This window comes from Bacillus sp. FSL H8-0492 (genome assembly GCF_038006145.1).
In the GTDB taxonomy this organism is placed as follows: Bacteria; Bacillota; Bacilli; order Bacillales; family Bacillaceae_G; genus Bacillus_A; species Bacillus_A mycoides.
The window spans coordinates 3,618,302-3,644,464 of the sequence record NZ_JBBOUP010000001.1; the positions used below are offsets into that span (position 1 = coordinate 3,618,302).

The 26,163-nt window shown below is 35.8% G+C and carries 27 protein-coding genes, 2 other RNA genes and 1 riboswitch; of the genes, 6 read left to right on the plus strand and 23 right to left on the minus strand.

Annotation, left to right across the window (positions count from 1 at the left end; all coding sequences use genetic code 11):
* Window positions 1-7 precede the first annotated feature (7 nt).
* The 4 genes from ssrS to MHH66_RS18515 all read right to left on the minus strand — a co-directional run bounded on the left by ssrS (window position 8) and on the right by MHH66_RS18515 (window position 1,904).
* Window positions 8-190: non-coding RNA, 6S RNA (ssrS, locus tag MHH66_RS18500), on the minus strand.
* A gap of 116 nt (window positions 191-306) precedes the next feature.
* Window positions 307-1,140, minus strand: coding sequence for a sulfurtransferase (locus MHH66_RS18505; protein WP_016101461.1), 834 nt, complete (start codon window positions 1,138-1,140; stop codon window positions 307-309).
* A 2-nt stretch (window positions 1,141-1,142) separates the two neighbouring features.
* Entirely contained in the window at window positions 1,143-1,415 is a 273-nt protein-coding gene (locus MHH66_RS18510) for a YpbS family protein (RefSeq protein WP_000451806.1), read from the minus strand.
* 21 nt (window positions 1,416-1,436) lie between these two features.
* Entirely contained in the window at window positions 1,437-1,904 is a 468-nt protein-coding gene (locus tag MHH66_RS18515; RefSeq protein ID WP_078184213.1) for a GNAT family N-acetyltransferase, read from the minus strand.
* Window positions 1,905-1,975: 71 nt separating this feature from the next.
* On the opposite strand from MHH66_RS18515, the gene MHH66_RS18520 reads away from it, so the two are divergent.
* Window positions 1,976-2,230 carry a DUF3931 domain-containing protein gene (locus MHH66_RS18520; protein ID WP_000369740.1) on the plus strand — a complete coding sequence of 85 codons (255 nt, stop codon included), beginning with the start codon at window positions 1,976-1,978 and terminating at the stop codon, window positions 2,228-2,230.
* Between the two features lie 3 nt (window positions 2,231-2,233).
* On the opposite strand, the gene MHH66_RS18525 is transcribed toward MHH66_RS18520, so the two are convergent.
* Window positions 2,234-5,893 carry a dynamin family protein gene (locus MHH66_RS18525; RefSeq protein WP_078184212.1) on the minus strand — a complete coding sequence of 1,220 codons (3,660 nt, stop codon included), beginning with the start codon at window positions 5,891-5,893 and terminating at the stop codon, window positions 2,234-2,236.
* A gap of 218 nt (window positions 5,894-6,111) precedes the next feature.
* A complete protein-coding gene (locus MHH66_RS18530; protein ID WP_165689454.1) occupies window positions 6,112-6,267 on the minus strand; it encodes a hypothetical protein in 156 nt (51 codons plus the stop codon).
* A gap of 354 nt (window positions 6,268-6,621) precedes the next feature.
* Here MHH66_RS18530 and MHH66_RS18535 point away from each other — a divergent pair, with 354 nt between their 5' ends.
* Complete coding sequence (locus MHH66_RS18535) at window positions 6,622-7,785, plus strand: DUF418 domain-containing protein (protein ID WP_078184211.1); 1,164 nt, start codon at window positions 6,622-6,624, stop codon at window positions 7,783-7,785.
* Between the two features lie 15 nt (window positions 7,786-7,800).
* On the opposite strand, the gene pbuX is transcribed toward MHH66_RS18535, so the two are convergent.
* From pbuX to MHH66_RS18600, 13 genes are all read right to left on the minus strand, one after another.
* Window positions 7,801-9,117 (minus strand): xanthine permease PbuX, encoded by a 1,317-nt coding sequence (gene pbuX / locus MHH66_RS18540; protein WP_078184210.1) that lies wholly within the window; start codon window positions 9,115-9,117, stop codon window positions 7,801-7,803.
* A gap of 3 nt (window positions 9,118-9,120) precedes the next feature.
* A complete protein-coding gene (locus tag MHH66_RS18545; protein WP_078184209.1) occupies window positions 9,121-9,714 on the minus strand; it encodes a xanthine phosphoribosyltransferase in 594 nt (197 codons plus the stop codon).
* Between the two features lie 106 nt (window positions 9,715-9,820).
* Window positions 9,821-9,922, minus strand: a riboswitch (purine riboswitch).
* A gap of 104 nt (window positions 9,923-10,026) precedes the next feature.
* The gene (locus MHH66_RS18550; RefSeq protein ID WP_078184208.1) at window positions 10,027-10,785 is read right to left on the minus strand and encodes a type I methionyl aminopeptidase; all 759 of its coding nucleotides are present in this window, start codon (window positions 10,783-10,785) and stop codon (window positions 10,027-10,029) included.
* Window positions 10,786-10,939: 154 nt separating this feature from the next.
* Entirely contained in the window at window positions 10,940-11,413 is a 474-nt protein-coding gene (locus tag MHH66_RS18555; protein ID WP_078184207.1) for a GNAT family N-acetyltransferase, read from the minus strand.
* 48 nt (window positions 11,414-11,461) lie between these two features.
* Window positions 11,462-12,979 carry a carboxypeptidase gene (gene ypwA, locus MHH66_RS18560; protein ID WP_002030824.1) on the minus strand — a complete coding sequence of 506 codons (1,518 nt, stop codon included), beginning with the start codon at window positions 12,977-12,979 and terminating at the stop codon, window positions 11,462-11,464.
* Window positions 12,980-13,097: 118 nt separating this feature from the next.
* Window positions 13,098-15,035, minus strand: coding sequence for an ATP-dependent DNA helicase (locus MHH66_RS18565; RefSeq protein WP_002011942.1), 1,938 nt, complete (start codon window positions 15,033-15,035; stop codon window positions 13,098-13,100).
* A 138-nt stretch (window positions 15,036-15,173) separates the two neighbouring features.
* Window positions 15,174-15,356 (minus strand): DUF3921 domain-containing protein, encoded by a 183-nt coding sequence (locus MHH66_RS18570; protein ID WP_002126488.1) that lies wholly within the window; start codon window positions 15,354-15,356, stop codon window positions 15,174-15,176.
* A gap of 61 nt (window positions 15,357-15,417) precedes the next feature.
* Window positions 15,418-16,557 (minus strand): THUMP domain-containing class I SAM-dependent RNA methyltransferase, encoded by a 1,140-nt coding sequence (locus MHH66_RS18575; RefSeq protein WP_002011868.1) that lies wholly within the window; start codon window positions 16,555-16,557, stop codon window positions 15,418-15,420.
* A gap of 180 nt (window positions 16,558-16,737) precedes the next feature.
* Window positions 16,738-17,129: RNase P RNA component class B (gene rnpB / locus MHH66_RS18580), an RNA gene on the minus strand.
* A gap of 87 nt (window positions 17,130-17,216) precedes the next feature.
* On the minus strand, window positions 17,217-17,552 hold the full coding sequence (gene gpsB / locus MHH66_RS18585; protein WP_000622426.1) for a cell division regulator GpsB: 336 nt from the start codon (window positions 17,550-17,552) through the stop codon (window positions 17,217-17,219).
* Window positions 17,553-17,649: 97 nt separating this feature from the next.
* Window positions 17,650-18,204 (minus strand): DUF1273 domain-containing protein, encoded by a 555-nt coding sequence (locus MHH66_RS18590; RefSeq protein ID WP_078184206.1) that lies wholly within the window; start codon window positions 18,202-18,204, stop codon window positions 17,650-17,652.
* 56 nt (window positions 18,205-18,260) lie between these two features.
* Window positions 18,261-18,692 (minus strand): CotD family spore coat protein, encoded by a 432-nt coding sequence (locus MHH66_RS18595; RefSeq protein WP_078184205.1) that lies wholly within the window; start codon window positions 18,690-18,692, stop codon window positions 18,261-18,263.
* A gap of 156 nt (window positions 18,693-18,848) precedes the next feature.
* Entirely contained in the window at window positions 18,849-19,511 is a 663-nt protein-coding gene (locus tag MHH66_RS18600; protein ID WP_078184204.1) for a YppG family protein, read from the minus strand.
* A gap of 177 nt (window positions 19,512-19,688) precedes the next feature.
* Between MHH66_RS18600 and MHH66_RS18605 the strand changes: the two genes are divergently transcribed.
* The gene (locus tag MHH66_RS18605; protein ID WP_002030817.1) at window positions 19,689-19,880 is read left to right on the plus strand and encodes a YppF family protein; all 192 of its coding nucleotides are present in this window, start codon (window positions 19,689-19,691) and stop codon (window positions 19,878-19,880) included.
* Between the two features lie 25 nt (window positions 19,881-19,905).
* Here the strand turns inward: MHH66_RS18605 and MHH66_RS18610 are convergent, their stop codons facing one another.
* Window positions 19,906-20,250, minus strand: a complete 345-nt coding sequence (locus MHH66_RS18610) for a YppE family protein (RefSeq protein WP_002011864.1) — start codon at window positions 20,248-20,250, stop codon at window positions 19,906-19,908.
* 15 nt (window positions 20,251-20,265) lie between these two features.
* Window positions 20,266-20,508 (minus strand): hypothetical protein, encoded by a 243-nt coding sequence (locus MHH66_RS18615; RefSeq protein ID WP_002030820.1) that lies wholly within the window; start codon window positions 20,506-20,508, stop codon window positions 20,266-20,268.
* A 118-nt stretch (window positions 20,509-20,626) separates the two neighbouring features.
* On the opposite strand from MHH66_RS18615, the gene MHH66_RS18620 reads away from it, so the two are divergent.
* Window positions 20,627-20,773: a phage portal protein gene (locus MHH66_RS18620; protein ID WP_306302660.1), complete on the plus strand. Its 147-nt coding sequence runs from the start codon at window positions 20,627-20,629 to the stop codon at window positions 20,771-20,773.
* Window positions 20,774-21,116: 343 nt separating this feature from the next.
* Here the strand turns inward: MHH66_RS18620 and MHH66_RS18625 are convergent, their stop codons facing one another.
* Window positions 21,117-22,142 (minus strand): DUF2515 domain-containing protein, encoded by a 1,026-nt coding sequence (locus MHH66_RS18625; RefSeq protein WP_078184203.1) that lies wholly within the window; start codon window positions 22,140-22,142, stop codon window positions 21,117-21,119.
* 103 nt (window positions 22,143-22,245) lie between these two features.
* Here MHH66_RS18625 and recU point away from each other — a divergent pair, with 103 nt between their 5' ends.
* Both recU and MHH66_RS18635 read left to right on the plus strand, forming a co-directional pair.
* Window positions 22,246-22,848, plus strand: coding sequence for a Holliday junction resolvase RecU (gene recU, locus MHH66_RS18630; RefSeq protein WP_002030800.1), 603 nt, complete (start codon window positions 22,246-22,248; stop codon window positions 22,846-22,848).
* 66 nt (window positions 22,849-22,914) lie between these two features.
* Window positions 22,915-25,617, plus strand: a complete 2,703-nt coding sequence (locus tag MHH66_RS18635; protein ID WP_078184202.1) for a PBP1A family penicillin-binding protein — start codon at window positions 22,915-22,917, stop codon at window positions 25,615-25,617.
* A gap of 26 nt (window positions 25,618-25,643) precedes the next feature.
* On the opposite strand, the gene MHH66_RS18640 is transcribed toward MHH66_RS18635, so the two are convergent.
* A complete protein-coding gene (locus tag MHH66_RS18640) occupies window positions 25,644-26,162 on the minus strand; it encodes a YpoC family protein (protein ID WP_002189007.1) in 519 nt (172 codons plus the stop codon).
* Window position 26,163 lies beyond the last annotated feature (1 nt).

Here is a 26,163-nt window from a genome sequence, read left to right on the forward strand (position 1 = left end):
TGAAATAAGACCCCCGCAAGTGCCGTCTCTCGTAAATGTCCAAAAACCCGCTACTCGCAGGTGGATGCCCTCACAGTTACCGTATATCTTCCTCCACAAGGAAGGCTTGATAATGGTCACTAAATATTGAGCTTCCGTAAAACTAACATCGGTTTTAGACATAAATAAGTTACGCACACCGCAGGATGTATTATTTACTTGTCGTTATATTATCACATTGTTTCCAATGTGTAAAATATAATTTTTTTGAAGCAATCTCTTGCTTGTGACCTTATTTTAATACAAATTATTTTTGCATGCAAGTGATTAATCTTCTTCTTTTGCAATTTGATTTTCTGGATAAGAAATCCAATCACTCCAGCTACCTGTATACAATTTAACATTTTGAAAACCAGCTAATTTTAATGCAACTATGTTCGGACACGCTGTAACACCAGAACCACAATATACGATTGTTTCCTTCTCTTTATCAAGATTTTGGAAACGCCCTTGCTGTTCCTCTTCGTTTTTAAAGTGTCCCGATTCTAAAATCCCATCTTTCCAAAAATAGTTTACTGCCGTCGGAATATGCCCTGCCTTCGAATCAACGAGCTCTTCCGCACCAGCATAACGTTTTGGTTCCCTAGAATCAATTAATGTCATATTTGCACCTGCACGAATTTTCCCTCTCACATCTTCCATCGTTACAAGCATATTTTCTTGTATTTCCGGTATAAAAGGTTTTCGTGCAATAACTGGGATATTCGGCGTTGTGTGTAATCCATTCTCTTTCCAAGCTGGAAATCCACCGTCTAATATATACACTTTCTCATGTCCTACATAGTTTAATAACCACCATAAACGAGAAGCCATTGCACCAGCTTGACTGTCATACGCAATCACTGTCGTATGTTCATCAATCCCGGCCTGTGAAAGCTTGTCTGCAAACTCCTCAATATTTGGCAACGGATGGCGGCCACCATGTTCTGCTACAGGACTTGATAAATCTAAATTTAAATCAAAATATAACGCATGAGGAATATGTTCTTCCTCATACTTCTCTCTACCCCAATTAGGATTCGCTAAATCAAATCGACAATCGATTATACGGACATTCTCATCTTCTATATGCTCACGTAACCATTCGACTGTAACAACCATCTTTAACGACCTTCTTTCTCTTGCAAACGACTTACATACTCCATAACCATTTCTTCTGTAACAAATTTACGCTGCAGTGTAACACCATTTTTTGCAAGATCATTAATTTGCTTTGTTACAACATTAATGATATCAACCGAAAATTCTTTCCCCTTTGACGCAAGAGATACGGCTGCTTCAATAGCTGCTTCACGCTGCGCATCTAATTGTAAACATGCTTTTACACTTTCATTTTGTTTACGAGAATGTGCTGTAATTGCTTTATGTACTTCCATCTTCTCTTCCCCCTAAATAAGTTATACGTTCTTATTCAATTCCATTGCAAGCCGAATCATATCACGACATACAATCCCATTTTCAATAATCTCTTCTTCATAATGCTTTGAAAAGTAATCAAAATCAATAGAAAAAATACGAAATCCACATTTTTGATATAAAGCAAGTTGTGAAACACTAGAATTGCCTGTACCAACTTCAAGTTTTGACATACCATATCCTTTAGCAGTTTCTACAGCATGACTTAATAGCTGCTTTCCAATCCCTTTTCCTTGCAAATGCTCTACAACCGCAATATTCATAATTTCCATCGTCTTCGGCCTTGTTTCCAAAAGAACATATACACCGATGATTCTTTCTTCTTGTTTAGCTATATACGTAAACCCTCTCTGTACATATGCATCAATTTGGCTTTCACTTGGATCAGCAAGGAGTAATAAAGATTTCGGTATAGCTTCTTTCGAAATACGCTCTATGACAACAGACATAAAAATTCCCCCTCCTCTATTGTTCTAAACCACCCTTGTCTACCATAGATAATAGAAAGGAGGGATTCACCATGGACAACAATGAGAAAAAATGCAACGTCATCTCTATTGATGGAAAGAAAAAGAAGAGCGACACATATTCCTATCCAAAATTAGTAGTAGAAAACAAAACGTATGAGTTTTCTTCATTCGTCTTATGCGGTGAAACACCAGACGGCAGACGCTTAGTTCTTACCCATATGATTTCTACTGATGAGTTTGCAGGGTTTGTAAAATCTTTAGATACTGTACTACAAAAGAAAATTGAACGAATCTTTTTTTCATAACAGCTATTTAATATAAATTTCTTTTTCAATTTCTACTAACTGCTTTTGTAGCTCTTCTTTACTTTGTTCGTATAGTGATACATCAATTGTTTCAGCTAAAGCGAATAATATACTTTCATAATAATTCTCAACATCTTGCTGCATCACTTTTTGGAATAGGTTCCATTTTGCATCCCACTCTTGTTTATAATGATGAACGAATAAATCTTCTTCATCAACTACATAGTTTGATACGAAAGGTTCTAACACTCCTTTAGCGTCTTCTTGCATAAAAGCTTTATCATTTTTTTCAAAAAAGCTTTTCTCATTTTTAAAATGTGCTAGTGCCTTTTTAAAATCTTTTATTTCTATTGAAGGAAACGGCTCTTTATGTGTAATAATTTTATATTCATAATCCACTGTTCCACCCATAGAAATCGATTCATTTTCCACTTTGCAATTCACAACAATTTCATCCTTTGCACGCTTCATCGCTTCATCTATCCATTTTTCAAGACGTAATGATGTCGCACGCATTTCTTGTAATAAATCATGTTGAATAAATGAAACTAATTCCATTACACATTGCTGCAACTGCATTTTCACATTCCCATCTGTTCGTAACGACGCCGGATTAATAAATTCAGTAAACACATCGTTATAGCGTAAAAATAGACGTTGGTGTACATAATAAAGCAATTCTTTCACTTCATTTTGCATTGCTTGCTCTTCAGCAAGTACACTATATGATGAAATAATATGAAGTAGCTGATTACGCTCTGCTTCATATTTTTTTGTTTGCTTCTCTTTCTCATCATTTCCCTGCTTTGCGCCATTTATCATATTTACAAGAAGCTGATTCGCTCCTTGTAATGCACCATATAAAGCATGCACAGATACAAGCATTAAATCCCTCATCATAAAGGACGTAAATGATTCTTCAAACTTAGTAATCCCGGAGTTTTGTAAAATACCATACTTTTCTTTATCAATACTTTTCCCTTGCTTTTCTTCAAGCGCACATAAACTTGAAATTGCAAATAAACGTGGATTTCTAATACCGTATTGCAGGAGCTGATCCGCAATATAACCTTTTACCATTTCAAGTTCTTCTTCAGATTGCGCTAAATCGGCAGCATTTATTAAGAAGAACATTTTATCAAGTGCAAATGTATCCTTTACACGACCGAGCTGAATTAAAAACTCACGATCTGCACGAGAGAAAACATGATTATAGTATGTTACGAATAAAATAGCATCTGCGTTTTTAATATACTGGAATGCAACATCCGTATGACGCGCGTTAATAGAATCCGCCCCTGGTGTATCTACAAGAGCTACTCCTTGCCTTGTTAAAGCACAATCATAATAAAGCTCCATATACTCAACAAAGCATGATTTTTCTTCATTAGCTACATAATCAGAGAACTCCTCTAACGTAACTTGTAATTGTTCCCCTAAATGATTAGCAACTGCCTCATATCCTTTTTGTACCGCTCGCAAAAAGCTAAATGTTGTTTTTTGCTTCCCGCTTGGTGAAGGGTATTTCATAATTTGATCAATTTTCGTTAACGCTTCTTCCAATGTAGCAATTTCATAGTGAAACATTTTATAAACAGCTTTCATATCTTCTAACAGCGCTTGCTCTGATTTAAACTGGACAATTACCGTTCCATGTTGTTTATCTTCTGTAACTGGCAAAATTTGATTTATTGTTGCTGTCGTTGGGTTTGGCGATACAGGAAGTACCTTTTCACCGAGCAATGCGTTAGCAAATGATGATTTCCCAGCACTAAAAGCTCCAAATAACGCTACTGTAAATTGCTTCGTTTCTACACGCTGTCTTTTTCCAACTACTTCTTGCTGTAGATGTTTCAGTGTAGGCAATGGATCTAATATCGTTTCAGCTTTCTTCACTTTTTCTAATATACGCTGAATATTTAAAGCTTTCGTTCCTTTAATCTCTTCTTCACTAGCCGCTACGTTATCATTTACAATTTCTTGCTCTTGTAGTTTAAACTTCTCACTAACAACTTGTTTTTTACTTTGTAATATTTCGTCTATTTGCAATCCATCTGGTATAGAAACATTTTCATTCCAAATATCTCCTAAATAGCTCTCATATTCCTCATACGTCTTAATGTACTGTAATTTTGTTTCTTTTGCTGTTTGTAACATCGTATATTTTTCAATTTCTTCTTCAATACGAGCAATCTCTATCTTCACTTTCTTCTGCAATATACCCGTACTTTTTCCAAAGATTTGCTGAGATTTCATAAAGTATCTTTTCTTTAACTCATTTGCAACGTCAGCAGTATAAAGAAGTAAGTAATCACCGGTAAATCCAGCCCCCTGTTTAATTGTTGCAGCCAACACTTCCGGTCCGAAAGCAATTTCTAACGCATATATGTCTTTCCCTATTTCCTCTGTAAATAACCCTTCTTCTTTTAAGAAGGCTACAATAAATTCTTTCACATGAAAATCAAGTTGCGTTTCAACAGTCTTTTGAAGAGCAGAATAAAAAGCATCTACACGTCTCTGTTTTTCTTGCTCCGTCTTTCCTTTCGCAAATAACAAACCAACTTTAAACTTCGTTAATTTCGTTTCTAAATATTTATTTGCCAATTCTCTCATTTCAAATGGCATTAAATACGCATTATCTAATATGGCTTGTAAACCTTTTATAAATTCATTTCTCACATCAGATTCTTTACTAGCCACCCGATTTTTATTTTCAGTTAACTCTTCCTTTTTTTCAACTATCTCTGAAAGTGACAGTGGTGATGTTAATTCTTCTTCATATTTCATGAGATGTTTTTCATTTTCAGAAAGAATAAACGAACAATGTTCTTGCAGTAAATATTCTGTTTCTCGCTCCATTCCCTTTCTTACATACTGCTCTTTTTCTTTCATGATAGAAAAGATTAATGCTTCTAAACTTTGAATTTCATTGTATGGATGATTCATCATTCGCAATGATGTATAGAAAATACCATCTACTTCAATATCCCAGTTAGAAAAAGACTGTTTTACACTATCTCTATACTCTTCAAACGATAACTCATTCGCTTTATGTTTATCTATTTGGTTTACAACGAGATAAACCGTTTTATTACGTTGTTTCAATTCTTTAACAAACTGTAAGTTAACCTCTGATTGGACATGGTTATAATCCATCATATAGAAAATAACATCTGCTAGATGCAGTGTTGATTCCGTCGCTAATTGGTGGGCATCATCCGTAGAATCAATTCCGGGCGTATCAACTAACATAACCCCATCAGGAATTGGCGCATCATTTCGATAAATATGAACACCAATTACTTCATCACCGTCTTTACATATTTGTTTTAATTCTTCTGCTGAATATGCGCCGTCATATTCATACTGTTCTCCAGACTTAATCGTTACAACAACACGATCAGATCCTCTTTCAATTTTAACAACGTTAGCACTCGTTGGAATCGGACTTGTCGGTAATAATTGCGCTTTATATAGGTGATTCATCATTGTCGATTTCCCAGCAGAAAAATGACCACAAAAAGCTAGCATAAGCTGCTCTTGTTTATATTTTTGAATCACTTCAAACAACTTCAAACTATTCTCTACATCGCCGTTTTTTTGCCACTCTTCATAAAAACAAACAAGTTTTTTCATACCGTTTGTCTGTACTATGTTTGTCATCCCCTTGTTCCCCTTTATCCAAGATGTATATACTTTATCCCGCTATTTGTGGGCAGTAAAAACCCGTTTCGTGCAGGCTATTAATCAGTGTGGGATAGACCTCCCCACTGATTAAAGTTTCACTTTATTATCATACTAAATTTTCAGCATATTCACATCAAAAATAAAAAATCCCTTTCATTCTTTTTACAAATGAAAGGGATTTTATGTAATATTATTCATTTTGTTGTTCCTACTCCATTTAATACATACTTTGTAACACCAACATATATAGCAATCGTTCCTACAACAAGTGCATACACCATATTAACACACCAACCTTTTTTGATAATGATTATCACTTTTGAATACATTTTATCATTAAAGAGAATCATTATCAACAAATTTCTAAAAAAAGAAAGCTCCTTCGGGAAAAGGAGCTTTACTGCCTGTTTTAAAGAAGTTTAAAACTTGCTGTGCACTCTTATTATATCTCATAATGCACATCTTAGCAGTTTTAAAAATTGGAAATTACCTATATACCCTCCTCTTTACATTTTGTATAATAGAGTGAAACTGTAATTAGTGGGGATATTTCCCATCCTCACTAATTATTAGTTGAACCAATCGGGCTTTTACAAGCAGTCGATCTCCCACCTAACTTCCTCGTATTCACTGAATTTTGAGGTGGGAGTCTTACTGCTTGTTAATGCGGGATAAAAGGGAATTACTTAACAAGGAGGAAAATAATGATACAAAATATTTCACAAGGCGAGAGGATACACTCCATCGATATTATTAGAGGAATAGCTGTACTAGGTATTTTTCTTGTTAACTGGCCTGTTATCGCTGGGATTGACTCACGTGATCTTTCAGGAATTTATGAGGGGCTAGATAGCTATATCCGTCTGTTTTACGATATGTTTATTCAAACAAAGTTTTATACTATCTTTTCGTTTTTATTCGGCCTAGGCTTTTACATTTTTATGACTCGTGCTGAAGCGAAAACAGATCGACCAAAAACTTTATTTGTTCGTCGCTTACTTATTTTATTATTATTTGGTTTCTTACATTACGTTCTTTTATGGGACGGAGACATTTTACATAGTTATGCCATCGCTGGATTTTTCTTATTGTTATTTTATAAGAGAGAGCCTCGTACTATTTTAATATGGGCATTAGTTTTACTAAGTATTTTTCAATTTTTCATGCTAATCGCTAGTATAGTGGTTGCCTTAGTACCAAAGGCAGAGTTAGGGTTTTCCTTACCGATCATGCCACTTGAAGACTGGGTGTCACAAATACAAAATCGTTTCCATGCATTTTATTCTGAAGGAATTGGACTAAATGTATTCATGCTCCCAGAAACAGTTGGACTATTTTTACTTGGTTTATACGCCGGCAAAAAAGATATTTTCCGCCGCACGAAAGAGTTAGATCCAAAGCTTAAAAAATGGCAAATCATTATGTTCATTTTGACATTACCAATGTGGTTCTTCATGGTCCGTTACTTCTTATCAAAACCATCTTATGAACCATTTTATATGCAGGCCTTTACAATGTTTAGTGGAAAAACATTATTCATATTCTACATTTTCACGCTCATGCGTTTATTACAAAAAGAAAGATGGCAAACATTATTACGTCCGTTCCAATATGTCGGACGAATGGCGTTAACAAATTACATCACGCATACGATTATTACGTTACTTGTATTCGGCCTCTTTTTCAAAAATTATTATCCCGCTCCATTATGGGTAGGACCACTATTTTGCATCGGTTTCTACACGTTGCAAATCTTTATTAGCCGCTGGTGGCTGTCACGTTATCAATATGGGCCACTTGAGTACATTTGGCGTCTTGGTACGTACGGGAAAATGATGCCACTTAAAAAGAAAAGCAAGGTCTCATAATGAGACCTTGCTTTTTTACGCTTCTCTTACTGCACTTTGCATAGACACTGGCTCTTCTTTTACTTTACGCTGTGGCACCATATTAAATACGATATTTAATAGTACTGCTGACGCACTTCCAAGTACAATTCCGTTATCTGTTAAAATACGGATGTTTTCCGGAAGCTGTGAGAATAACGTTGGAACGACTGTAACTCCAAGTCCGATTCCGACAGAACATGCAACAATTAATAAATTTTCTTGTTTTCCAAAATCAACACTGCTTAACATTTTAATGCCATACGCCATTACCATGCCGAACATTGCTAGCATTGCACCGCCAAGTACTGATTTCGGGATAATAGTTGTAATAGCTGCGATTTTAGGAATGAATCCAAGAACGATTAACATACCACCACAAGTATAAATAATAACGCGATTTCTTACTCCAGTTAATTGAACAAGTCCTACGTTTTGAGAGTATGTTGTATATGGGAACGCGTTGAAAATACCACCTAACACCATCGCTAATCCTTCTGCGCGATAGCCTTTTGTTAATTCTTTTTCACCGATCTTTTTATTGCAAATATCAGATAATGCGAAATATACACCTGTTGCTTCTACAATCCCTACGCAAGCAACTAAAATCATCGTAATAATTGGCGTTAATTCAAATGTTGGTGTACCGAAGTAAAATGGCTGAATACCGTGGAACCAATCCGCTTCTCCAACCGCTTGCAAACTTACTTTCCCCATAAATGCTGCAACGATTGTACCGAACAATAGACCTAGTAAAATAGAGATTGAACGAATAAATCCGTCAAAGAAACGATACATAATGATGATAAATAATAATACACCAAATGCTAACGCTAAATTTTCAAGACTACCGAAATCTTTACTTCCTACTCCTCCAGCCATATCATTAATTGCTGCTGGAACAAGTGTAACTCCAATTACGGTAACGACAGATCCTGTTACGACAGGTGGAAACAGCTTTACAAGCTTTCCAAATAATTTCGCAAAAATAACAACGAATAACCCAGCAGCAATAATTGCTCCATAAATAGAAGACACGCCGTATTGTTTCCCGATTGCAATCATCGGCCCAACCGCTGTAAATGTGCAACCAAGTACAACGGGAAGTCCAATACCGAAAAAGCGATTTGATAATGCTTGTAAAATTGTCGCAACGCCGCACATTAATAAATCAATCGAGACTAAATATGTTAACTCTTTTTGATTTAAACCAAGTCCGCCGCCCACAATAAGCGGAACGATAATTGCGCCAGCATACATCGCAAGCATATGCTGCATACCGAGCGATGCGATTTTAAATGGATGTTGCTTCATCGTTTATTTCACCTCCGCAGTTTCTTGCTGTACAAATGTAACTGTGCCGTTATCAAGTGATGCAATTTCTGCTAGTGATTCAACACGAACACCCTGTTCACGCAGCTTCTTTCCTCCATCTTGAAATGCTTTTTCAATAACAATACCAATTCCCGCAATACTTGCTCCAGATTGCTCTACTAAACTCATTAAACCTAAAGCAGCCTGACCGTTTGCTAAAAAGTCATCGATAATTAAAACGCGATCATTTTCATCAATATGATTTCGAGATAATGAAATCTCGTTCGTTTCTTGTTTTGTAAATGAATATACGTTTGCAACGTACATATTATCTTGTAACGTTAACGATTTACGTTTTCTTGCAAAGATTACTTTTACACCAAGCTCTAATGCAGCCATAACTGCTGGTGCAATGCCTGAAGATTCAATCGTCACGATTTTTGTAATGTTCTCTTCTTTAAAACGTTTAGTAAATTCTTTTCCGATCTCTTGCATAAGTACTGGGTCAATTTGATGATTTAAAAATGCATCTACCTTTAATACGTCACCAGATAAAACCTTTCCTTCGTTCAAAATCTTTTCTTGTAATACTTTCATGTTTGTTCCCCCTCTTATGCAATAAAAAACTCCAAAAGCCGCCACCACTCGTTACAAGTGAGAGACGCGCTTTTGGAGTTTCGCAAAAAAGAATGCTAAACAAGCAAATATATTCGTCCTCACTCATAGTCAAAGTATTTACGGTACTTCGGTAGAAACTTGCAGGCCATATCCCCGCGATTATATGAGTGTAGCTAACTATTTATTTTATAGAAGGATTATAACGCACTTTTTAAATTTTGGAAAGCATTTATTAAAAAAACACGTACGAATTTTATGAAAATACTATTTTCGTTCGAGTTTTGCAAACTCTTACATTTCATATTTAAGCGTCGTTAAAATGATTGGACCATCTTTTGTAATCGCAATTGTATGCTCATATTGAGCTGATAATTTACCGTCCATCGTTCTTGCAGTCCACCCATTTAAATCTACTTTAGAATATCGCATACCTACATTTACTATGGGCTCAATTGTAATTACCATTCCTTCTTGTAACTTAGGCCCTTGTCCTTGTTTACCAAAATGAAAAATCGCTGGTTCTTCATGAATCTCTTTACCGATCCCGTGTCCCGTAAAGTCTCTTGCGACAGAAAAACCTTCATTTGCTACATAACTTTCAATTGCATAGCCAATGTCTCCTACATGATTACCGATTACCGCCTGATCAATCCCTTTATACAAAGCATTCTCAGCTACTAACAATAACATTTCTGCTTCATCAGAAACGTTTCCAATTCTATACGTCCAAGCAGAATCTGAAAGACCACCATTTAAGTTTACTACCATGTCAATTGTTACAATATCTCCTTCCTGTAAAGGTACATCACTAGGGAAACCGTGACACATTTCATCGTTTACAGATGCACATATAGCATATGGATACCCGTTGTAACCTTTCTGTTCAGATATTGCACCATGCTTTTCTAAATACGCTTCAACAAACGTATCAATTTCTTGTGTCGTTATTCCTGGTTTCATCATTTTGGCAATTTCCCTATGACAAGAAGCTAGTAACTTCCCAGATTCATGCATCAAATCTATTTCATTTTTCGTTTTAATTGTAATCATACTACCTCTCCTTACTAAACTTGCTATTTGCTACTAAACTTCAATCATACACATCCTCTTCCAAAATTTCAAAACTTCTAATTACAACAAGTACAAAAACAAACATCATTTATTTCTACATCAAAATAAAAAAACAGAAGCTCTCCTCTGTTTTTTAAACATTTTTACATATATAATTCATTTTCAAAAACTCAAAACAACTACCATTTGTTTTCTGTATAAACGTTCCAACAGCTTCGAATCCTGCTCTTTTATACACGTTAATCGCTCTTTCATTAAATGTCGCTACTGATAGCGTTATATAATTGCATCCGTATTTTTCTTTACTAAAAGCTAGTCCAGCTTTTATGAACTGTAGACCAAATCCATTCCCAGTTATATCAGGTCTCATTCCGAGACCTATATCAACCGTTTGATTATTTATGTTACTAAAACTAAAGAAACCAATGAGAGTACCATTTTCCTTCACAGAAAATGTATGATTCCCTCTACTCTCATCCTCTAAAAACTCAGCTAAATCTTCTTCATCTGCCTCTATATCATAAAAGGAATACTCCCCTTCATAATGCCAGTTATATGCAACTTCTTCTGCTTCCGCTTGCGACATTACTGTAAACATATAACCCATTTCTCTCACTCCCTCATAAAAAAAAGCTGCAATTAAGCAGCTCCTGTTTTATAACTCATAAATCTCTTTATATTTAGCTTCTAAATAATCAGCTAAGTAGTTTGCATTTAAACCTTCACCTGTCACATCTTTTAAAATTTCAAGTGGTTTTTTCGTTTTGCCATATTGGTGAATATTCTCTGTTAACCATTCACGAATTGGTGTCACGTTTCCTTCTTCTAATAATGCATCAAAGTTTGGAATATCCTTTAGCATCCTATGTTTAAATTGCGCTGCATACATATAACCAAGCGCATAAGATGGGAAGTATCCAAATGAACCACCAGCCCAGTGAACATCTTGCAATACACCTTGTGCATCGTTTTCCGGACGAATTCCTAAATATGCTTCCATCTTATCATTCCAAGCCGCTGGCAAATCCTTCACTTGTAATGTGCCATCAAATAATTCTTTCTCAAGTTCATAACGAACCATGACGTGAAGCGGATATGTAAGCTCATCTGCTTCTATACGAATAAACGATGGCTTCGATTCGTTAATCGCATCATAAAACTCATCTACTGATATATCATTGAATTGACCATCGCTATACTCTTTTAATAAATCATAATTTTTCTTCCAGAATGATTTATTACGACCGATAAAGTTCTCAAAGAATAATGATTGTGACTCATGAATACCCATAGAAGTTCCACTACATAGCGGTGTACCTTCAAATTCCTCCGCAATATTTTGTTCATATACAGCATGGCCACATTCATGAATTGTTCCAAACACTGCCATACGGAAATCTTTTTCATCGTAACGAGTCGTAATACGAACATCCCCTCTATTTAATGTAATTTCAAAAGGATGTACCGTTTCATCAAGACGACCCGCTTCAAAGTTATAGTTCAATTGTTTTAATAACTCTAAAGTAAAATTCTTTTGTTTTTCTTTTGAAAAATGTTCAGCTAAAGCATTTGTTTTTAATTCTTTTTTAGACTCAGAAATTTCTTTCACAAGCGGAACGATACGTTCACGTAGTTGACCAAATACATGATCTAACACTTCTACTGTGATTCCCGGCTCATACATGTCTAATAGCGTGTTATATTTGTACGTTTCGTAACCCCAATATGTAATAAACTTCTTTTTGAATTCAACAATTTTTTCTAAATACGGACGGAACATTTCGAAGTCAGATTTTTCGCGAGCTTCTTCCCATACACTTTCCGCTTTCGCTTCTAATTTCACATACGCTTCATATTCCGCTTGTGGAATTTTCTTATTTCTATCATATTCTTTACGACACTCTTCAACCATTTTCTTTGTCGTTTCAGAAAGTTTATTTTCAACAATTAAAGATTCTAGTTCAGTTAAATAGTTCCCCATCTCATCTGAAGTCGACATCGCAAACACTTCGGATGAAAGCATTCCAATTACTTCTGAACGCTGGTCTACTCCTTGCTTTGGTGCACCTGTTCTTAAATCCCAAAACATTAAGCTTAATGCCTCTCCGTAATTCTCTATCTTCTTGACATATGTTAAAAATTGTTTTTCCACTTCATATGTAGCAACTGTCATAGTATAAAAAACCTCCTTTTTCTACCTCAAACTTATTTCGACACTGAAACATAAATTCCTTTTCTAATAGAAAAAAAGCTTGGCAAATGCCAAACTTTTCCCTACAACATTTTTTCGCTTAAAGTACTTTTCCTTCTACCGGAAGTACTTTCTTCACTGCTTCTATCACTTTTTCATCTTCATTATCTGATAAGAATAATGATATAGCACCTTTATCTTCACTTGTACGAATTAAACGTCCAATTCCTTGGCGAAGACGTAAAATCATATAAGGCACATCTACGTCCCAGAATGGATCATTCACATGTTTACGCTTCGCCTCAAACACAGGATCGTTTGGAGGGAATGGTAATGACCAAATAATAACATGTGATAATGATGAACCTGGAATGTCTAAACCTTCCCATAAATGAACGGCACAAAGTACAGTCTCTTCTTCATTTTGGAAACGAGAAACGAGCTGACTAATTTCTTGATCTCCTTCATATAGGAACGGAACTGACATTTGCTCTTTACTTACATATTCTTTAAACGCTGCAAGTTCTTGCGTTGTACGGAATAATACGAGTGTACGTCCATTTGTTTTTTGTATATTTTCAAGTGTATATTGACACTTTCTTTCCCATTCATTTTCTTTCGTATACGGAAGTAAGTTTACTGTCATTTGCTCTTCATAATCAAACGGCGAAGCAACTGAGAATGATAAGTAATCTTTTACCCCTAGACTATTTGCAGTAAATGCGAACGAATCATTGTCAGATAATGTCGCAGAAGAGAAAATATATGGAATCTTCTTCGAGAATACTTTTTCTTGTAACACTTCTTCAACTGCACGCGGCATAATAACTAACGTGAAAGCACCATCGCCTTCTTCACCCCACGTAATTACATTTTTCTCGTGCATGAAAAGACGAAGTGAATGCTCTAACACATCTAAATGCTCATCAACAATATTTAAATCGTATGTGTTTACTGTATGCATTTCACTTTCAAATACTAATGCATCACCGACTTCACCGATTTTCGCATAAAGTCTTTTCGCTTCTGCAGTTACCTTTTCTGTCACAGTAATTTCTAAACGATCAGAACCTTCAATTTCCTTTTTATTCTCTTGTAGTACCCCAAAGAATTGTTCAGTTTGCCAAATTGTTTCTTCTACTAAATGTGCGAACTCTTCACGAATATCATTTTGTAATAATCTCGTTAAAAGTTGCTCCATCATCGTTTGTTTTAAACGGTACGTTAAAGCTTTTTGAGCTGCATATTCTACAAGATGCCCTTCATCGAATACAACGCAGCTACTTTCTGGTAATAACGGAATTTGTCCTTCACGTTTGCGAGCTTCGTACGTCCAAATATGATCCATATAGAAATCTTGAGAACAAATGATTAAATCTGCCGCTTTACGATAATGCTCGCGCGAAAGAGTTTGACCACAACGATGACGAGAATCACAAGTGAAGCAATCTTGGAAGTAATCCCAGTTTACCTTTGACCATTCCTCGTCATTTAACAGTGGAAATTCTTTTCGATCACCATAGTGAGTAAAGTTCTGCATCGTACCATGATCGAATACGAACTGAGGTAATTCGTAATATACATCTTCAATTACTTCTGGAGCTCGTCCACTCATAACATCTTCAAGTTTACGTAAACATAAATAATTATCCATTGACTTCGCAAGTCTAACATCAACAGATAGCCCTAATGCTTCAGATAACTTAGCAATGTCTCCTTCTTCTTTCACAAGCTGCTCAATTAACGTTTCATCTGCACAAGCGATAATAGCCGGCTTCCCTGTATAACGTGCATAACAAATTGCATATAAAAGATATACAATTGTTTTCCCTGTTCCTACACCTGCTTCTGCAAACATAACTTTCTTCTCTTGGAAAGCGCGCTCTAACTGAAACGCCATAAAAATCTGTTCATCACGCTCTTCAAAGCCTTTTTCCGGAAGAATGTCGTAAAACACATCTCCAATCCACTCATTCAACTTATCATAAAAATTATCTTGTTTTCCTACTTCAAATGGTAACCTATTCTCAGTAAACATCCTTAGCCTCCAACCAAACAGTTTTTCTATAAAAAGATATAGCAACTGCTACTCACATGTGCGCAGCCACTTTCCCCTGTTACAATACATAGAAATACACGAAAAAAAATTTTCCTTTCGAAAAAGGAAAATTTTTTTCTATATTAATGACCTTAAATAACGTTTATCAATCGCTGTTTCATGTGAAAGAGCTGACAAATATTCTTCCTGCGCTTTTTGTATTCCATCTACAATTGCACCTTGACTATCCACTTCTTTTCCGAGCTCATCATACGTACGGTGAATAGCTTTTTGAATCATCGATAATTGGAAACTATCCATATCACTTCCTCCTTTACGCATTACATAATAGCCAGTATATGCGTGCTGGAGGAGTTTTATACTATGAATTACGCGGTGGACGCTTTCCAAAGTATTGATAGTAATCTGTACGGATAAATCCGTTAAACAGTTTACGCTTTTTCGATGCATCTTTCCCATAACATTTCTCAAATGCTTCATAACTTGTTAATAAATACATTGACCACGTATCTAATGGGCGGAATACCTCTCCCATTTCTTTATATAATTTTTCAACAAGCGCTCTTTCACTTAAACGTTCTCCGTATGGAGGATTCGTTACAACATAGCCATATTCCTCTTTTGTCGTGAAATCTTTTACTTGCATTTGTTTAAATGATATAAGATCCCCTAATCCAACTTCTTCTGCGTTATCTTGGGCAACTCTTATCATACGGTGATCGATATCTGATCCAATGATTTGCAATGGTTGATTATAATTAGCTAAATCTTCAGCTTCTTGACGAGCTTCGCGCCAATTTTGTTTACCAACCCAGCCCCATTCATCCGATGCAAAGCCTCGGTTAAATCCTGGTGCGATATTTTGTCCAATTAATGCAGCTTCAATTGGAATTGTACCAGATCCACAGAAAGGATCAACGAAAGGACGATCCGCCTTCCAGTTTGTTAACTTAATTAAAGACGCAGCTAATGTTTCTTTTAAAGGCGCTTCACCTTGCTCAAGACGGTATCCACGTTTATGAAGACCTACACCACTTGCATCGATTGTTAACGTCGCAATATCCTTGAGCATTGCAATTTCAATACGGAATAACGGTCCATCTTCTTCAAACCAAGTTGTGCGTCTATACGTTGTTTTTAATTTCTCAACAACAGCCTTTTTAACGATACGTTGGCAGTCTGAAACGCTAAATAATGTTGATTTCAAAGATTTCCCAATAACAGGAAATTCTCCGTTCTCTGGAATATAATCTCCCCAGTTTAACGCTTTTGTTTTTTCAAATAACTCATCGAATGTTGTTGCTTTAAATTCGCCGACTTTAATTTTCACACGGTCTGCAGTACGTAACCATAAATTCGTACGACAAATCGCTTTTTCATCCGCTTCAAACGTTACCTTTCCGTTTTCCACTTCACATTCATAACCAAGATCGCGAACTTCTCGGGCAACTAACGCTTCAATACCCATTGCCGCTGTTGCAATTAAAGTAACTTTTCCCATTTGCATTCACCTCTTATGTATAATCAAACAATAATTAATAACATGTTGTCCTATTAATTATCACATATTACGAAGAATATTCTCACTTACCATTTTAACTCACAACTTATAACTTCATACAAATAAAAAGCCCTCCTCTAACAAAGGAGAGCTGAGTTATTTCATAGTTGGTTCATAACGTTCTGTAAGCCATGTTCTGTTCCTTTGTACTGCAAACGGCCCACGCCTCGTACTCCGGTGGTAATCATCTATCTACAGGTTACGAAAACCTGTCCTTTTCCGTCGTTCATTTCCTTGGAAAAGATTCCCCTACCATTATTTGGGTTTCTCGCTCGTGGGGTTTACCTCGTTCCACTCCTATCATTTCTTCAAGGACTTCGTCACTGTGGCACTTTAAAGGTAGTCAAACCATATCCGAAAGGACTTAGGTTTTTTCCCTGCCGTTAAACCAGCCTTGCAGCCAGAATACCCTAGCTTATGACTTGGCTAGGCACGAACACTACAGCCATCTCAGGCCGTGCGAGCATGGACTTTCCTCTACAACGTTGGCGTTGCAGCGATTACCCAAACGTTATGACAAACATTAGTATAGTGGAAACAAAAAGATTTTGCAATGTTTTTTTCTATGTAAAATGCTTTAACCTTTTTGTTACCTTAATTTATTCGTATAACTTACTTCCAAATACAGCTTTTTCTAAATTAGATAGACGTTTTAAAATATCCGTATTCGTATTGTTATACACTGGTTGTGCAACTGGTGTTTGTACCGGTTGTTGCGGAACTTGTGTTGCCGCTACTTTTTGTTCTTCTAATTCACGTTTCAAACGAGCATTTTGTTGTTTTAATTGATCAAATTCCTTATGAAAAGCTTCATAATCTTTAATAATCATATCAAGAAACTTATCTACTTCTTCTTGTTGATAACCTCTCATACCTGTTTTAAATTCTTTTTCTAAAATATCTTTCGCTGTTAATTTAATTTTATCCGAAATCATTTTCTTCACCTCAAATTTTTGCCAAAGCTTTCATTAACTAAATTTTTTCAGAAACAACGCCTTTTGTCAATCAAATATACGAGTACTATATTACATATTACTCTGCATTATTCCACTGTTCCTCTTCCATTATATCTTGTAAATCAGAAAAAAGAATGAAATAACTGTGATAATTTTCTATTTCTCCTTTTTTCTTAGCTGCTTCTACAATATATTTAGGGCTCCCAGACTTTTCTTCATCATATACAGCTAAAAGTGCATCGCTTTTTTCAATAAAAAATTGATTCTTTAATTTAAATTGCTCTGGGCTTTCGTACTTCCGTTTCGTAATACTATCAATATGATCTGCTTGTGAAAGAATAAATTCGTAATATTCACGGTTATCTTCCTTCCAATTTTCCTCTTGTTCTAAAAAAGGAGTAAATACAGCTAATTTTAAATTTGGATATTCTACTTGAATTTCAAAAACAACTTCAGCAGCCCATAGCTCTACTCCTAACTGACCACTTATAATAACCCACTCCAAACCTTCTTCTACAAAAACAGTTAATTTACGACGCAGCGCCTTTTTTATACACTCTACTCCTGGATGATCATTTTTAAATATTCCAAGTTCAAATGGCTTATATCCTGTTACAGCAATGACTTTCATATCAACACTCCAATTACAAAAAAAGAACTAGCATTTTGCTAGTTCTAACATATCATTTACTTTTTAAACATTCCACCAACGTTTGGTCCCATATTTGGTCCAAATGGTGATATATTCGGTCCCATATTTGGTCCAAATGGTGATACATTCGGTCCTGGTCCAAATGGTGACACGTTCGGTCCTGGTCCAAATGGTGATATTTGATGCCCATGGTGATGATGGCCATGACCACATGGTCCACATCCTCCGCCGAATCCTGGATCACCAGGATCTACAACGTTTACGTTCGAGTTTGTTTGCGGGAAGAAGCTTTGATTTTTAATTTGTTGAGTGTGTACATGTGTTGTATGCGTTGGGAAAATGTGTGGCACCACCGTTGTTGAAAAAGAATGTGTTACGCATTGTTTTGCCGGATGAATGACAGGAGCTGTCGTACAAATAGGTCCTACAGGCTTATGCCCTCCAAAGCAAGGATGACAATGATGCATAGTTTTTTCTCTCCTCTCTCATTAAAAAAATCTGACTACACTTTACAATATGAGCGAGGGGGTAAAGCCGCTTGTTATATATACCCATTTATTTCATGGAAATTTGTCTAGTATCCAATTTCATACGTAATACCTATTATAGACAACCCCCTACTATTATTTACCAAAAAAGCCCCCGACTTGCTTAACAATCCCTGTTACTTGATTCATCGCGTTCATCATTTGTCCAGCCGTGTTCATCATTTTATTTACATCGTAGTTACCATCTGATGATTTAAATTGTGAAACAAAACTAGAAAACTGACTTGGTTGCTGTTGTTGTTGCTTTTGTTTATTCATCGTTGGATATGGTTGTTTTGGTGGATAAAACATAGCTTGTTGATTTACATATTGGGCTGGCGACATGTAGTTTTGTGAATTCATATACGCTTGCTGTGGTTGATTCGTATACATTTGCTGCGGCTGATTCATATGCGCTTGTTGCGACTGATCCATGTGCGGTTGTTGCGGCTGATTCATATGCGCTTGTTGCGGTTGATTCATATACGCTTGTTGCGACTGATTCATGTGCGGTTGTTGCGGTTGATTCATATGCGCTTGCTGTGGTTGATTCGTATATGCTTGTTGCGGCTGATTCATATGCGCTTGCTGCGGTTGATTCCCAAACGACACTTCAAATGGTTGATAATAATTTTGGTTTCCATAATGAGGCTCGAAAGGATACATATTATATCGTAAATATGTATCCTCATTATATTGGTACATATTTTGCTGTGCATATGGATTTGCTTGCTGATATACATTAGGTTGTTGAAACATGCATTCTCTCCTCCTTGGCATAAGTTTCTACATATAGAATATGTACCTATAAAATAAAATGTGTGACGGAGTACCTGTCTGTTTTTGTCGGAAGTTTAAATTTTTTAAAAAATTAGAAAGTAAACCCTTCCATGCTATGATAATAAGGAAGAAGATTCTCATGGGGGAGGAATCAACATGGTATTAGGGGATTTAAAACAAGCGTTTTCTCAAAAAAAGGGGTATTACACAGAAAATTCGAATGAACTGTTAGACTTTGCAAGACATTGTTATCTTGAAGGAAAAGTATGCATATCAGATTACCGAACATTAATACGAGAGTTAGAAATAAACGGTGCAACAAAACCTACAACAGTGACAGAGGCATAAAAAAACAAGAGGGTTTTCCCTCTTGTTATTTACATTGATCTACGATATTTTGCAAAGTATACGAAATAGCTTGATGAGTTTCAAAGAAACGTTTGCCTTTTCCCTTATTAACAAAACATTGTAGCACATTAGTTTGTAAATTATCATACACTTGATCAATTTGTTGTACATGTATATACTTAGGTCGTTCTTCCTTTATCCACCTATAAGCTAATTCTTTCCACATCTCTAACTCCGCATCTACAATATCAACAAATGGCTTCATATCCTTATAAAAATCGTATTCAGCCATCTCTCTTTTTTTCACATTCGCTTCATCATTATACTGCATTAACTTCTCCGAAGACTGGATTAATGCTTCATGTCCCATTTTGTTCCCACCTTATTATGCACTCACTACGACATTTTGAAATGTCTTTACCCAGCTCCCTTTTTCTTCGTGATGCACTAATTTATTTTCCATATGTTCTATATGCATTTCTGTTATTTCTATCTTATTGCGTATTTTTTCACCTTTATCCTTCAATGCATGATTCATTCTAATCCCAATCTTCATTTCCAGCAAATCGAGAGAACTTAACATTTGATCCATTTTTTTCATAACATCTTCCTTCTGAACCATCGCCATATTTAAAACGCCCCCTTCTTTGCCTTTCCTTTGTCATGTAATTTCGCCGATTGATTAATTACTCCTTCTCACATGACAAAACTAGTTGATATTCGTCAAAGAAATCATTTAGTATGCCATTATTAGAAATGGTAACAATACAAAAAGGAGGTGTATTACGATGGCAAAAAATAAAAACGAAAAAAAGAAAAAGCAAAACAAACAACAAAACAAACCTGAGACTGGTAATCCAAAGCTTGATGGTCCAAATTTCCCCGCTACATAAAGTGAAACTTTAATCAGTGGGGTTTTGTTCATCCCCCACTGATTATTAGCCCGCACCAATCGGGTGTTTACGGACAGCAGGGCTTCCACCTACCTTCTTTGCTCCAGCCAAGTTTTGAGGTGGGAGTTTTACTGTCCGCAAATAGCGGGATAAAATGACACTTTAACCAAAGTGGCTTTTACAAACAACTATTTTCTAGTCTACCTTACCTCTTCGCTTTCGATAAGTGTTGAAGTTAAAGTCGTACTGCCGGCAAATAGCCGATTAGAAAATAACTTGTTGTAGAGCATATTACTTTTAATAAAGAAGTCCCACCTTCATTTAAGAAGGTGGGACTTCTTTATTATATCATGAACTCATCTATTCTTTTAACAAAACTACTTAATATAGAAAGAGTATGTATTTGCTCCCTCTTCTTTCTATACCATTCTGTTATATTAATTTCCCCCTTAGGTTTTTCAAGTAAAAATAATGAATCTATTTCCAACCCTTCACTAAACCAATCTTTTTCAATTAATTTTTCATGAGTGACAATAGAATACACATCCCGAAGAGCCGGCGTACATGATTTTCTAATTCCCCTTATATTACATTCATAATCCATCCTTGATCCTGTATGCCTAGTTTGCACTGCAAATTTATAAAAAGAAGCCTTATACTTTGAATGAAATAATAACCAAGCTAATTGTTTCCCCAGTTCTATACGTTTTTGCAACGTTTCAAATTGATAAACTGAAAATCCATACATTCCCCCTTCCACCATTGGAAAAATAACTGCACTAACGTGAAATATTTCTTGAAATTTGAATAGTGCAGTATCAAATACATGTTTTTGAAAGTATGCATTCTCAATTACTGGTTTTTGAATTTTACTTTGTTCATTAATAATAAGTGCCGTCATAAGCCTATTTATATCTTTTTTCTCCCAAAACGCGCCCCATTCTTTTTCCATAAAAATTGATATGTTGAAAAATTGTAACAAATGAAAGAGCGGCGCACATCTCTTTTTACTTTCCTCATACAGTAATAGTTGAGGAAATGCATCTAAAAAAATGAGCCAATTGGCTTTCTCATACAAATGAAATAATCGTCTCTTAACTGTTTGAGATAAAAGATTAGAATAATATTCTCCTTCTAAATCTGTCATGTTCCATCCCCCATTCCTTGAAACCATGCTTGCTAAAAAAGACCATCTAATTTCTCTATTTCTCAAATAATATTCTTGGTAAGATTGTGTACGTGAAATATTATCTACGTTAGCTACATCCGTTCTCTCCTTAATAGTAAGAACTATAGCTTTTTCCTCTTCTGTACAAAAAATATCATTACGGGTCTGTTTAATTTTTTCGTAATCATTCCATCGAAACATGAGTAAGTCACCATACCTTTCTTGAAAAAGGTCACATCTTTTTTCATTTTTTGATATAATCACCTTTGTAAGTAAATCTTATCAAGTTGGGAGTGGACAAAATATGACCATTCGTTACCCAAATGGAAAAAGGTACGATCAAGCTTCACAACCTCATAAAACACCAATAAAAAAACATACTTACAGTAATAGAGGTATGTCCCTTGAAGAGGAATTGAATGACACCAATCAATATTACTTAACCCATAATATTGCATGTGTACATAAAAAACCTACACCTCTTCAAATTGTAAAAGTAGATTACCCCGCTCGAAGTGCTGCAGTGGTAAAAGAAGCGTATTTCAAACAACCTTCTACAACAGATTACAACGGTGTATACAAAGGGAAATACATCGATTTTGAAGCGAAAGAAACTAAAAATAAAACCAGTTTTCCACTTCAAAACTTCCACCTTCATCAAATTGAACATATGAAGCAAGTAGTCGCTCATAATGGAATTGCATTTGTTATTATTAAATTTACACTTTTTGATGAATTTTATTTATTAGATGCAAAACATATTATTGCATTTTGGAATCGTCAAAATACTGGTGGACGTAAATCGATTACAAAACAAGAAATAGAAGAGCATGGGTCTTTATTATCATGCGGTTATCACCCTCGAATTGATTATATCCGCGTACTAGACACGGTTTATTTTTCGTGATAGAGTCATCACTAAGGCTCTTTTTTCGACTTTTGGGGGAGAGAATGAAAGGTAGGAGAAAGTATAATGTCAGATAATTATCGTTCTCGTACAGAACGAAATCATGTAAAAAATCAAACGAAAGAAACAAATAATAAAGAAGAAAAACCAAAGAAAAAAGGTTCCTTTTTCAAGAGATTTCTTATAGGTTGTCTACTTCTTGGTATCGTCGGTCTCGTAGCTGGCGTTTCAGCCTTCTTTGTTATGGTAAAGGACGCTCCAAAACTAGACAAATCAAAGCTAGTCAATCCTTTATCAACAAAATTCCTTGATAAAAACGGGAATTTCTTCTATGAATACGGTGCTGAAAAACGAACCCATGTTACATACGATCAAATTCCAAAAGTAATTGAAAGTGCATTCCTTGCGACTGAGGATGCTCGTTTCTACGATCATAATGGAATTGATTTTAGACGTACTGGAATGGCAGTCATGGAAAATATCACTGGTGGTTTTGGATCACAAGGTGGTAGTACGATTACACAGCAAGTAGTTAAAAACTATTTTCTAACGATGGACAAAACTGCAAAAAGAAAAGTGCAGGAATGGTACTTATCTTATAAGTTAGAGCAACAGTACTCAAAACATGAAATTTTAGAAATGTACTTAAATAAGATTAACTTAGGTAATCGCTCTTATGGTATTTCCACAGCTGCCAAAAAATATTACGGCAAAGATTTAAAAGACATACAACTACACGAAGCTGCAATGCTCGCTGGTTTACCCCAAGGTCCTAACATTTATGATCCAACAAAACCAGATAACGTTGATAGAGCAACGAAACGTCGTAATATCGTATTAACATTAATGAACCGACACGGGTATATAACGAAACAAGAAATGAATGATGCGATGCAAATCCCTGTAATACAAGGACTTCTTCCATCTTCAGAAGTGACTGAAATGAAGTATCAAGCATTTATAGATGCTGTTGTAAAGGAAGTTGAAAAAGAATACCCTGATGTAAATATCGGTTCAGATGGTTTAACGATTCATACAACACTTGATCAAGATGCTCAAGATTACGCTGAGAAAATTATGGATGGCAATCTCATTAAGTATCCAAACGATCAGTTCCAAGGATCATTTGTATTTATGGATACACAGTCTGGAGAAGTTCGAGCAATTGGTGCTGGGCGTAAAGAAAGTAAGTCTACTTTCAAAGGTCATAATATGGCAGTTGATTTAAAACGCCAAGTTGGTTCAACAATGAAACCAATTTTCGACTATGGTCCAGCAATTGAGAATCTTCAATGGTCTACTTATCATCAATTAAATGACTCTGATTACACTTACTCTAATGGCACAAAGATTAAAAATGCTACAGGTAATTTTAAAGGTGACGTTTCACTTCGTGAAGCATTGAAGAAGTCATTAAACATCCCGGCTTTAAAAACAGCTCAAGCAGTCGGTATTCCTAGGTCACAAGAGTTTGCTGAAGGTTTAGGAATGACGTTTAAAGATGGGAAAGCATATGAATCTACTGCAATCGGTAGTAATGAAGGCTCTCCGTTAGATGTCGCTGGAGCTTATGCAGCATTTGGAAATGACGGTGTATACAATAAACCTCATTTCGTTAAAGAAGTTATTTTCCCAGATGGGAAAAAGAAAAGCTTTAAATCGAAAGAACAACGCGCAATGCATGACTATACAGCTTACATGGTCACTGACGTTCTTCGTGACGTAGTAAAACCTGGTTCTGGCGGTACAGGTCCAACAGCATATGTTTCAGGTTTAGACGTAGCAGGTAAAACCGGAACACAAAACTTTGATAAATCAGTTATAAAAAAATATGGTATCCCAGATGACGCAAACAGAGACAGCTGGTTCGCTGGATATACACCACAATATACAATGGCTGTATGGACTGGTTATGAAAAAGATAGTCCAGAAAATTACATTAGCGATCGTTATACTAAAATTGCACAACAAATGTTCCAAGTAATGATGAGCAAATTCGCTACAGATAAATCTCGTTTCGAACGCCCTTCTTCTGTACAAGAAATAAACGGAGAGTTATACGTAAAAGGTGCGAAGAAAGATGCAATTAAACAAATTAAAGTAGATCCTCCTAGTGGTCTTAATGTCGCTTTCGATGGCGCTAGCACAGTGACACTGAACTGGTCTGGACCATCATCAAATGTTGATGCATACGCAGCAAGCTATAAAGCTACTGACGGTTCTAGTGGTAGCTTATCAGTAAGCGGTACGACAGCTACTCTTGGTGGTATTAAACCAGGTGTTACTTACAGTTTCTCTGTAGTAGCGAAAAAGGGTACTGGAACAAGCCCTGCAGTTGGTGCATCCTTCACTGCGCCTGGCGGAACTCCAGATGCGAAAAAAGCTGACGAAGAAGCCCTGAAAAAGACCAATGAAGATAAACTAAAACAAGAAGAAGCTAAGAAAAAAGCTGATGAAGATCAGCGTAAACAGCAAGAACAGCAACAAGAACAACAACGTAAACAACAAGAACAACAGCAGCAACAAGAACAACAACGTAAACAGCAAGAAGAAGCTCAAAAGAAAGCCGCTGACGAAGAGGCTAAGAAGAAAGCTGACGAAGAAGCTAAGAGAAAAGCCGACGAAGAAGCTAAGAGAAAAGCTGACGAAGAAGCTAAGAGAAAAGCTGACGAAGAAGCTAGAAAAAAAGCTGAAGAGCAGCAACAGCAACAAAATACCGGGGAAGATACACCTCACGCGGACGGAAATGTTGTTACAACAGAGTCTTAATAAACAAAAAAAGAAGTCGGTTTCTCTTAATGAGAAACCGACTTCTTTTTTGTTATCATTTTCTTTACATATAGCTTTTCTATTTCGATATACAACTGGACTAATTGAATATACGAATGGTAATTACTCGGTTTCTTTATAATAAATGAATATCGCTCCATAAAATTAACAGGTTGTACTTCCAATTTATTCGTATTTACTTGCATCTCATTCAAACTATGAACAGGCTGCTCATTTAACCAATATATAACCGATAGAAAGTGCGCTGCAAAAAGAATCATCGGACCCTCAGCTTCTTGTTTTTTTCTGTTCCGAAATAGTATAGCAATTTCTTCATGCTTGCTTTTCCATATATTTAACACCGCTGGAATACTTGTTTCAATTTCATTCCATGGCTCATATTTTCTTTCAATATCAAATATAAAGTAAGTATTTTGTATTATCTCTTCAAAAGATTGGTCTGTGTGATACGTAATCGAATTTGCACTCTCTTTAAAAAATGGTACGCACCGAAACTCTTTCGGTATTTCTATAACTCGCTCCATC

Excerpts from the sequence above, each read along its gene's own strand:
- pbuX (WP_078184210.1), bottom strand. The coding sequence starts at position 9,117 with ATGAAGCAACATCCATTTAAAATCGCATCGCTCGGTATGCAGCATATG.
- MHH66_RS18545 (WP_078184209.1), bottom strand. The coding sequence starts at position 9,714 with ATGAAAGTATTACAAGAAAAGATTTTGAACGAAGGAAAGGTTTTATCT.
- MHH66_RS18510 (WP_000451806.1), bottom strand. The coding sequence starts at position 1,415 with ATGGAAGTACATAAAGCAATTACAGCACATTCTCGTAAACAAAATGAA.
- ypwA (WP_002030824.1), bottom strand. The coding sequence starts at position 12,979 with ATGACAGTTGCTACATATGAAGTGGAAAAACAATTTTTAACATATGTC.
- gpsB (WP_000622426.1), bottom strand. The coding sequence starts at position 17,552 with ATGATTTCGGATAAAATTAAATTAACAGCGAAAGATATTTTAGAAAAA.
- MHH66_RS18525 (WP_078184212.1), bottom strand. The coding sequence starts at position 5,893 with ATGACAAACATAGTACAGACAAACGGTATGAAAAAACTTGTTTGTTTT.
- MHH66_RS18615 (WP_002030820.1), bottom strand. The coding sequence starts at position 20,508 with ATGGCGATGGTTCAGAAGGAAGATGTTATGAAAAAAATGGATCAAATG.
- MHH66_RS18555 (WP_078184207.1), bottom strand. The coding sequence starts at position 11,413 with ATGGGTTATATGTTTACAGTAATGTCGCAAGCGGAAGCAGAAGAAGTT.
- MHH66_RS18570 (WP_002126488.1), bottom strand. The coding sequence starts at position 15,356 with ATGGATAGTTTCCAATTATCGATGATTCAAAAAGCTATTCACCGTACG.
- MHH66_RS18610 (WP_002011864.1), bottom strand. The coding sequence starts at position 20,250 with ATGGGACATGAAGCATTAATCCAGTCTTCGGAGAAGTTAATGCAGTAT.
- MHH66_RS18605 (WP_002030817.1), top strand. The coding sequence starts at position 19,689 with ATGGTATTAGGGGATTTAAAACAAGCGTTTTCTCAAAAAAAGGGGTAT.
- MHH66_RS18520 (WP_000369740.1), top strand. The coding sequence starts at position 1,976 with ATGGACAACAATGAGAAAAAATGCAACGTCATCTCTATTGATGGAAAG.
- MHH66_RS18530 (WP_165689454.1), bottom strand. The coding sequence starts at position 6,267 with ATGATTCTCTTTAATGATAAAATGTATTCAAAAGTGATAATCATTATC.
- MHH66_RS18640 (WP_002189007.1), bottom strand. The coding sequence starts at position 26,162 with ATGGAGCGAGTTATAGAAATACCGAAAGAGTTTCGGTGCGTACCATTT.
- MHH66_RS18635 (WP_078184202.1), top strand. The coding sequence starts at position 22,915 with ATGTCAGATAATTATCGTTCTCGTACAGAACGAAATCATGTAAAAAAT.
- MHH66_RS18535 (WP_078184211.1), top strand. The coding sequence starts at position 6,622 with ATGATACAAAATATTTCACAAGGCGAGAGGATACACTCCATCGATATT.
- recU (WP_002030800.1), top strand. The coding sequence starts at position 22,246 with ATGACCATTCGTTACCCAAATGGAAAAAGGTACGATCAAGCTTCACAA.
- MHH66_RS18550 (WP_078184208.1), bottom strand. The coding sequence starts at position 10,785 with ATGATTACAATTAAAACGAAAAATGAAATAGATTTGATGCATGAATCT.
- MHH66_RS18575 (WP_002011868.1), bottom strand. The coding sequence starts at position 16,557 with ATGGGAAAAGTTACTTTAATTGCAACAGCGGCAATGGGTATTGAAGCG.
- MHH66_RS18595 (WP_078184205.1), bottom strand. The coding sequence starts at position 18,692 with ATGCATCATTGTCATCCTTGCTTTGGAGGGCATAAGCCTGTAGGACCT.
- MHH66_RS18625 (WP_078184203.1), bottom strand. The coding sequence starts at position 22,142 with ATGTTTCGATGGAATGATTACGAAAAAATTAAACAGACCCGTAATGAT.
- MHH66_RS18565 (WP_002011942.1), bottom strand. The coding sequence starts at position 15,035 with ATGTTTACTGAGAATAGGTTACCATTTGAAGTAGGAAAACAAGATAAT.
- MHH66_RS18590 (WP_078184206.1), bottom strand. The coding sequence starts at position 18,204 with ATGAAAGTCATTGCTGTAACAGGATATAAGCCATTTGAACTTGGAATA.
- MHH66_RS18515 (WP_078184213.1), bottom strand. The coding sequence starts at position 1,904 with ATGTCTGTTGTCATAGAGCGTATTTCGAAAGAAGCTATACCGAAATCT.
- MHH66_RS18600 (WP_078184204.1), bottom strand. The coding sequence starts at position 19,511 with ATGTTTCAACAACCTAATGTATATCAGCAAGCAAATCCATATGCACAG.
- MHH66_RS18505 (WP_016101461.1), bottom strand. The coding sequence starts at position 1,140 with ATGGTTGTTACAGTCGAATGGTTACGTGAGCATATAGAAGATGAGAAT.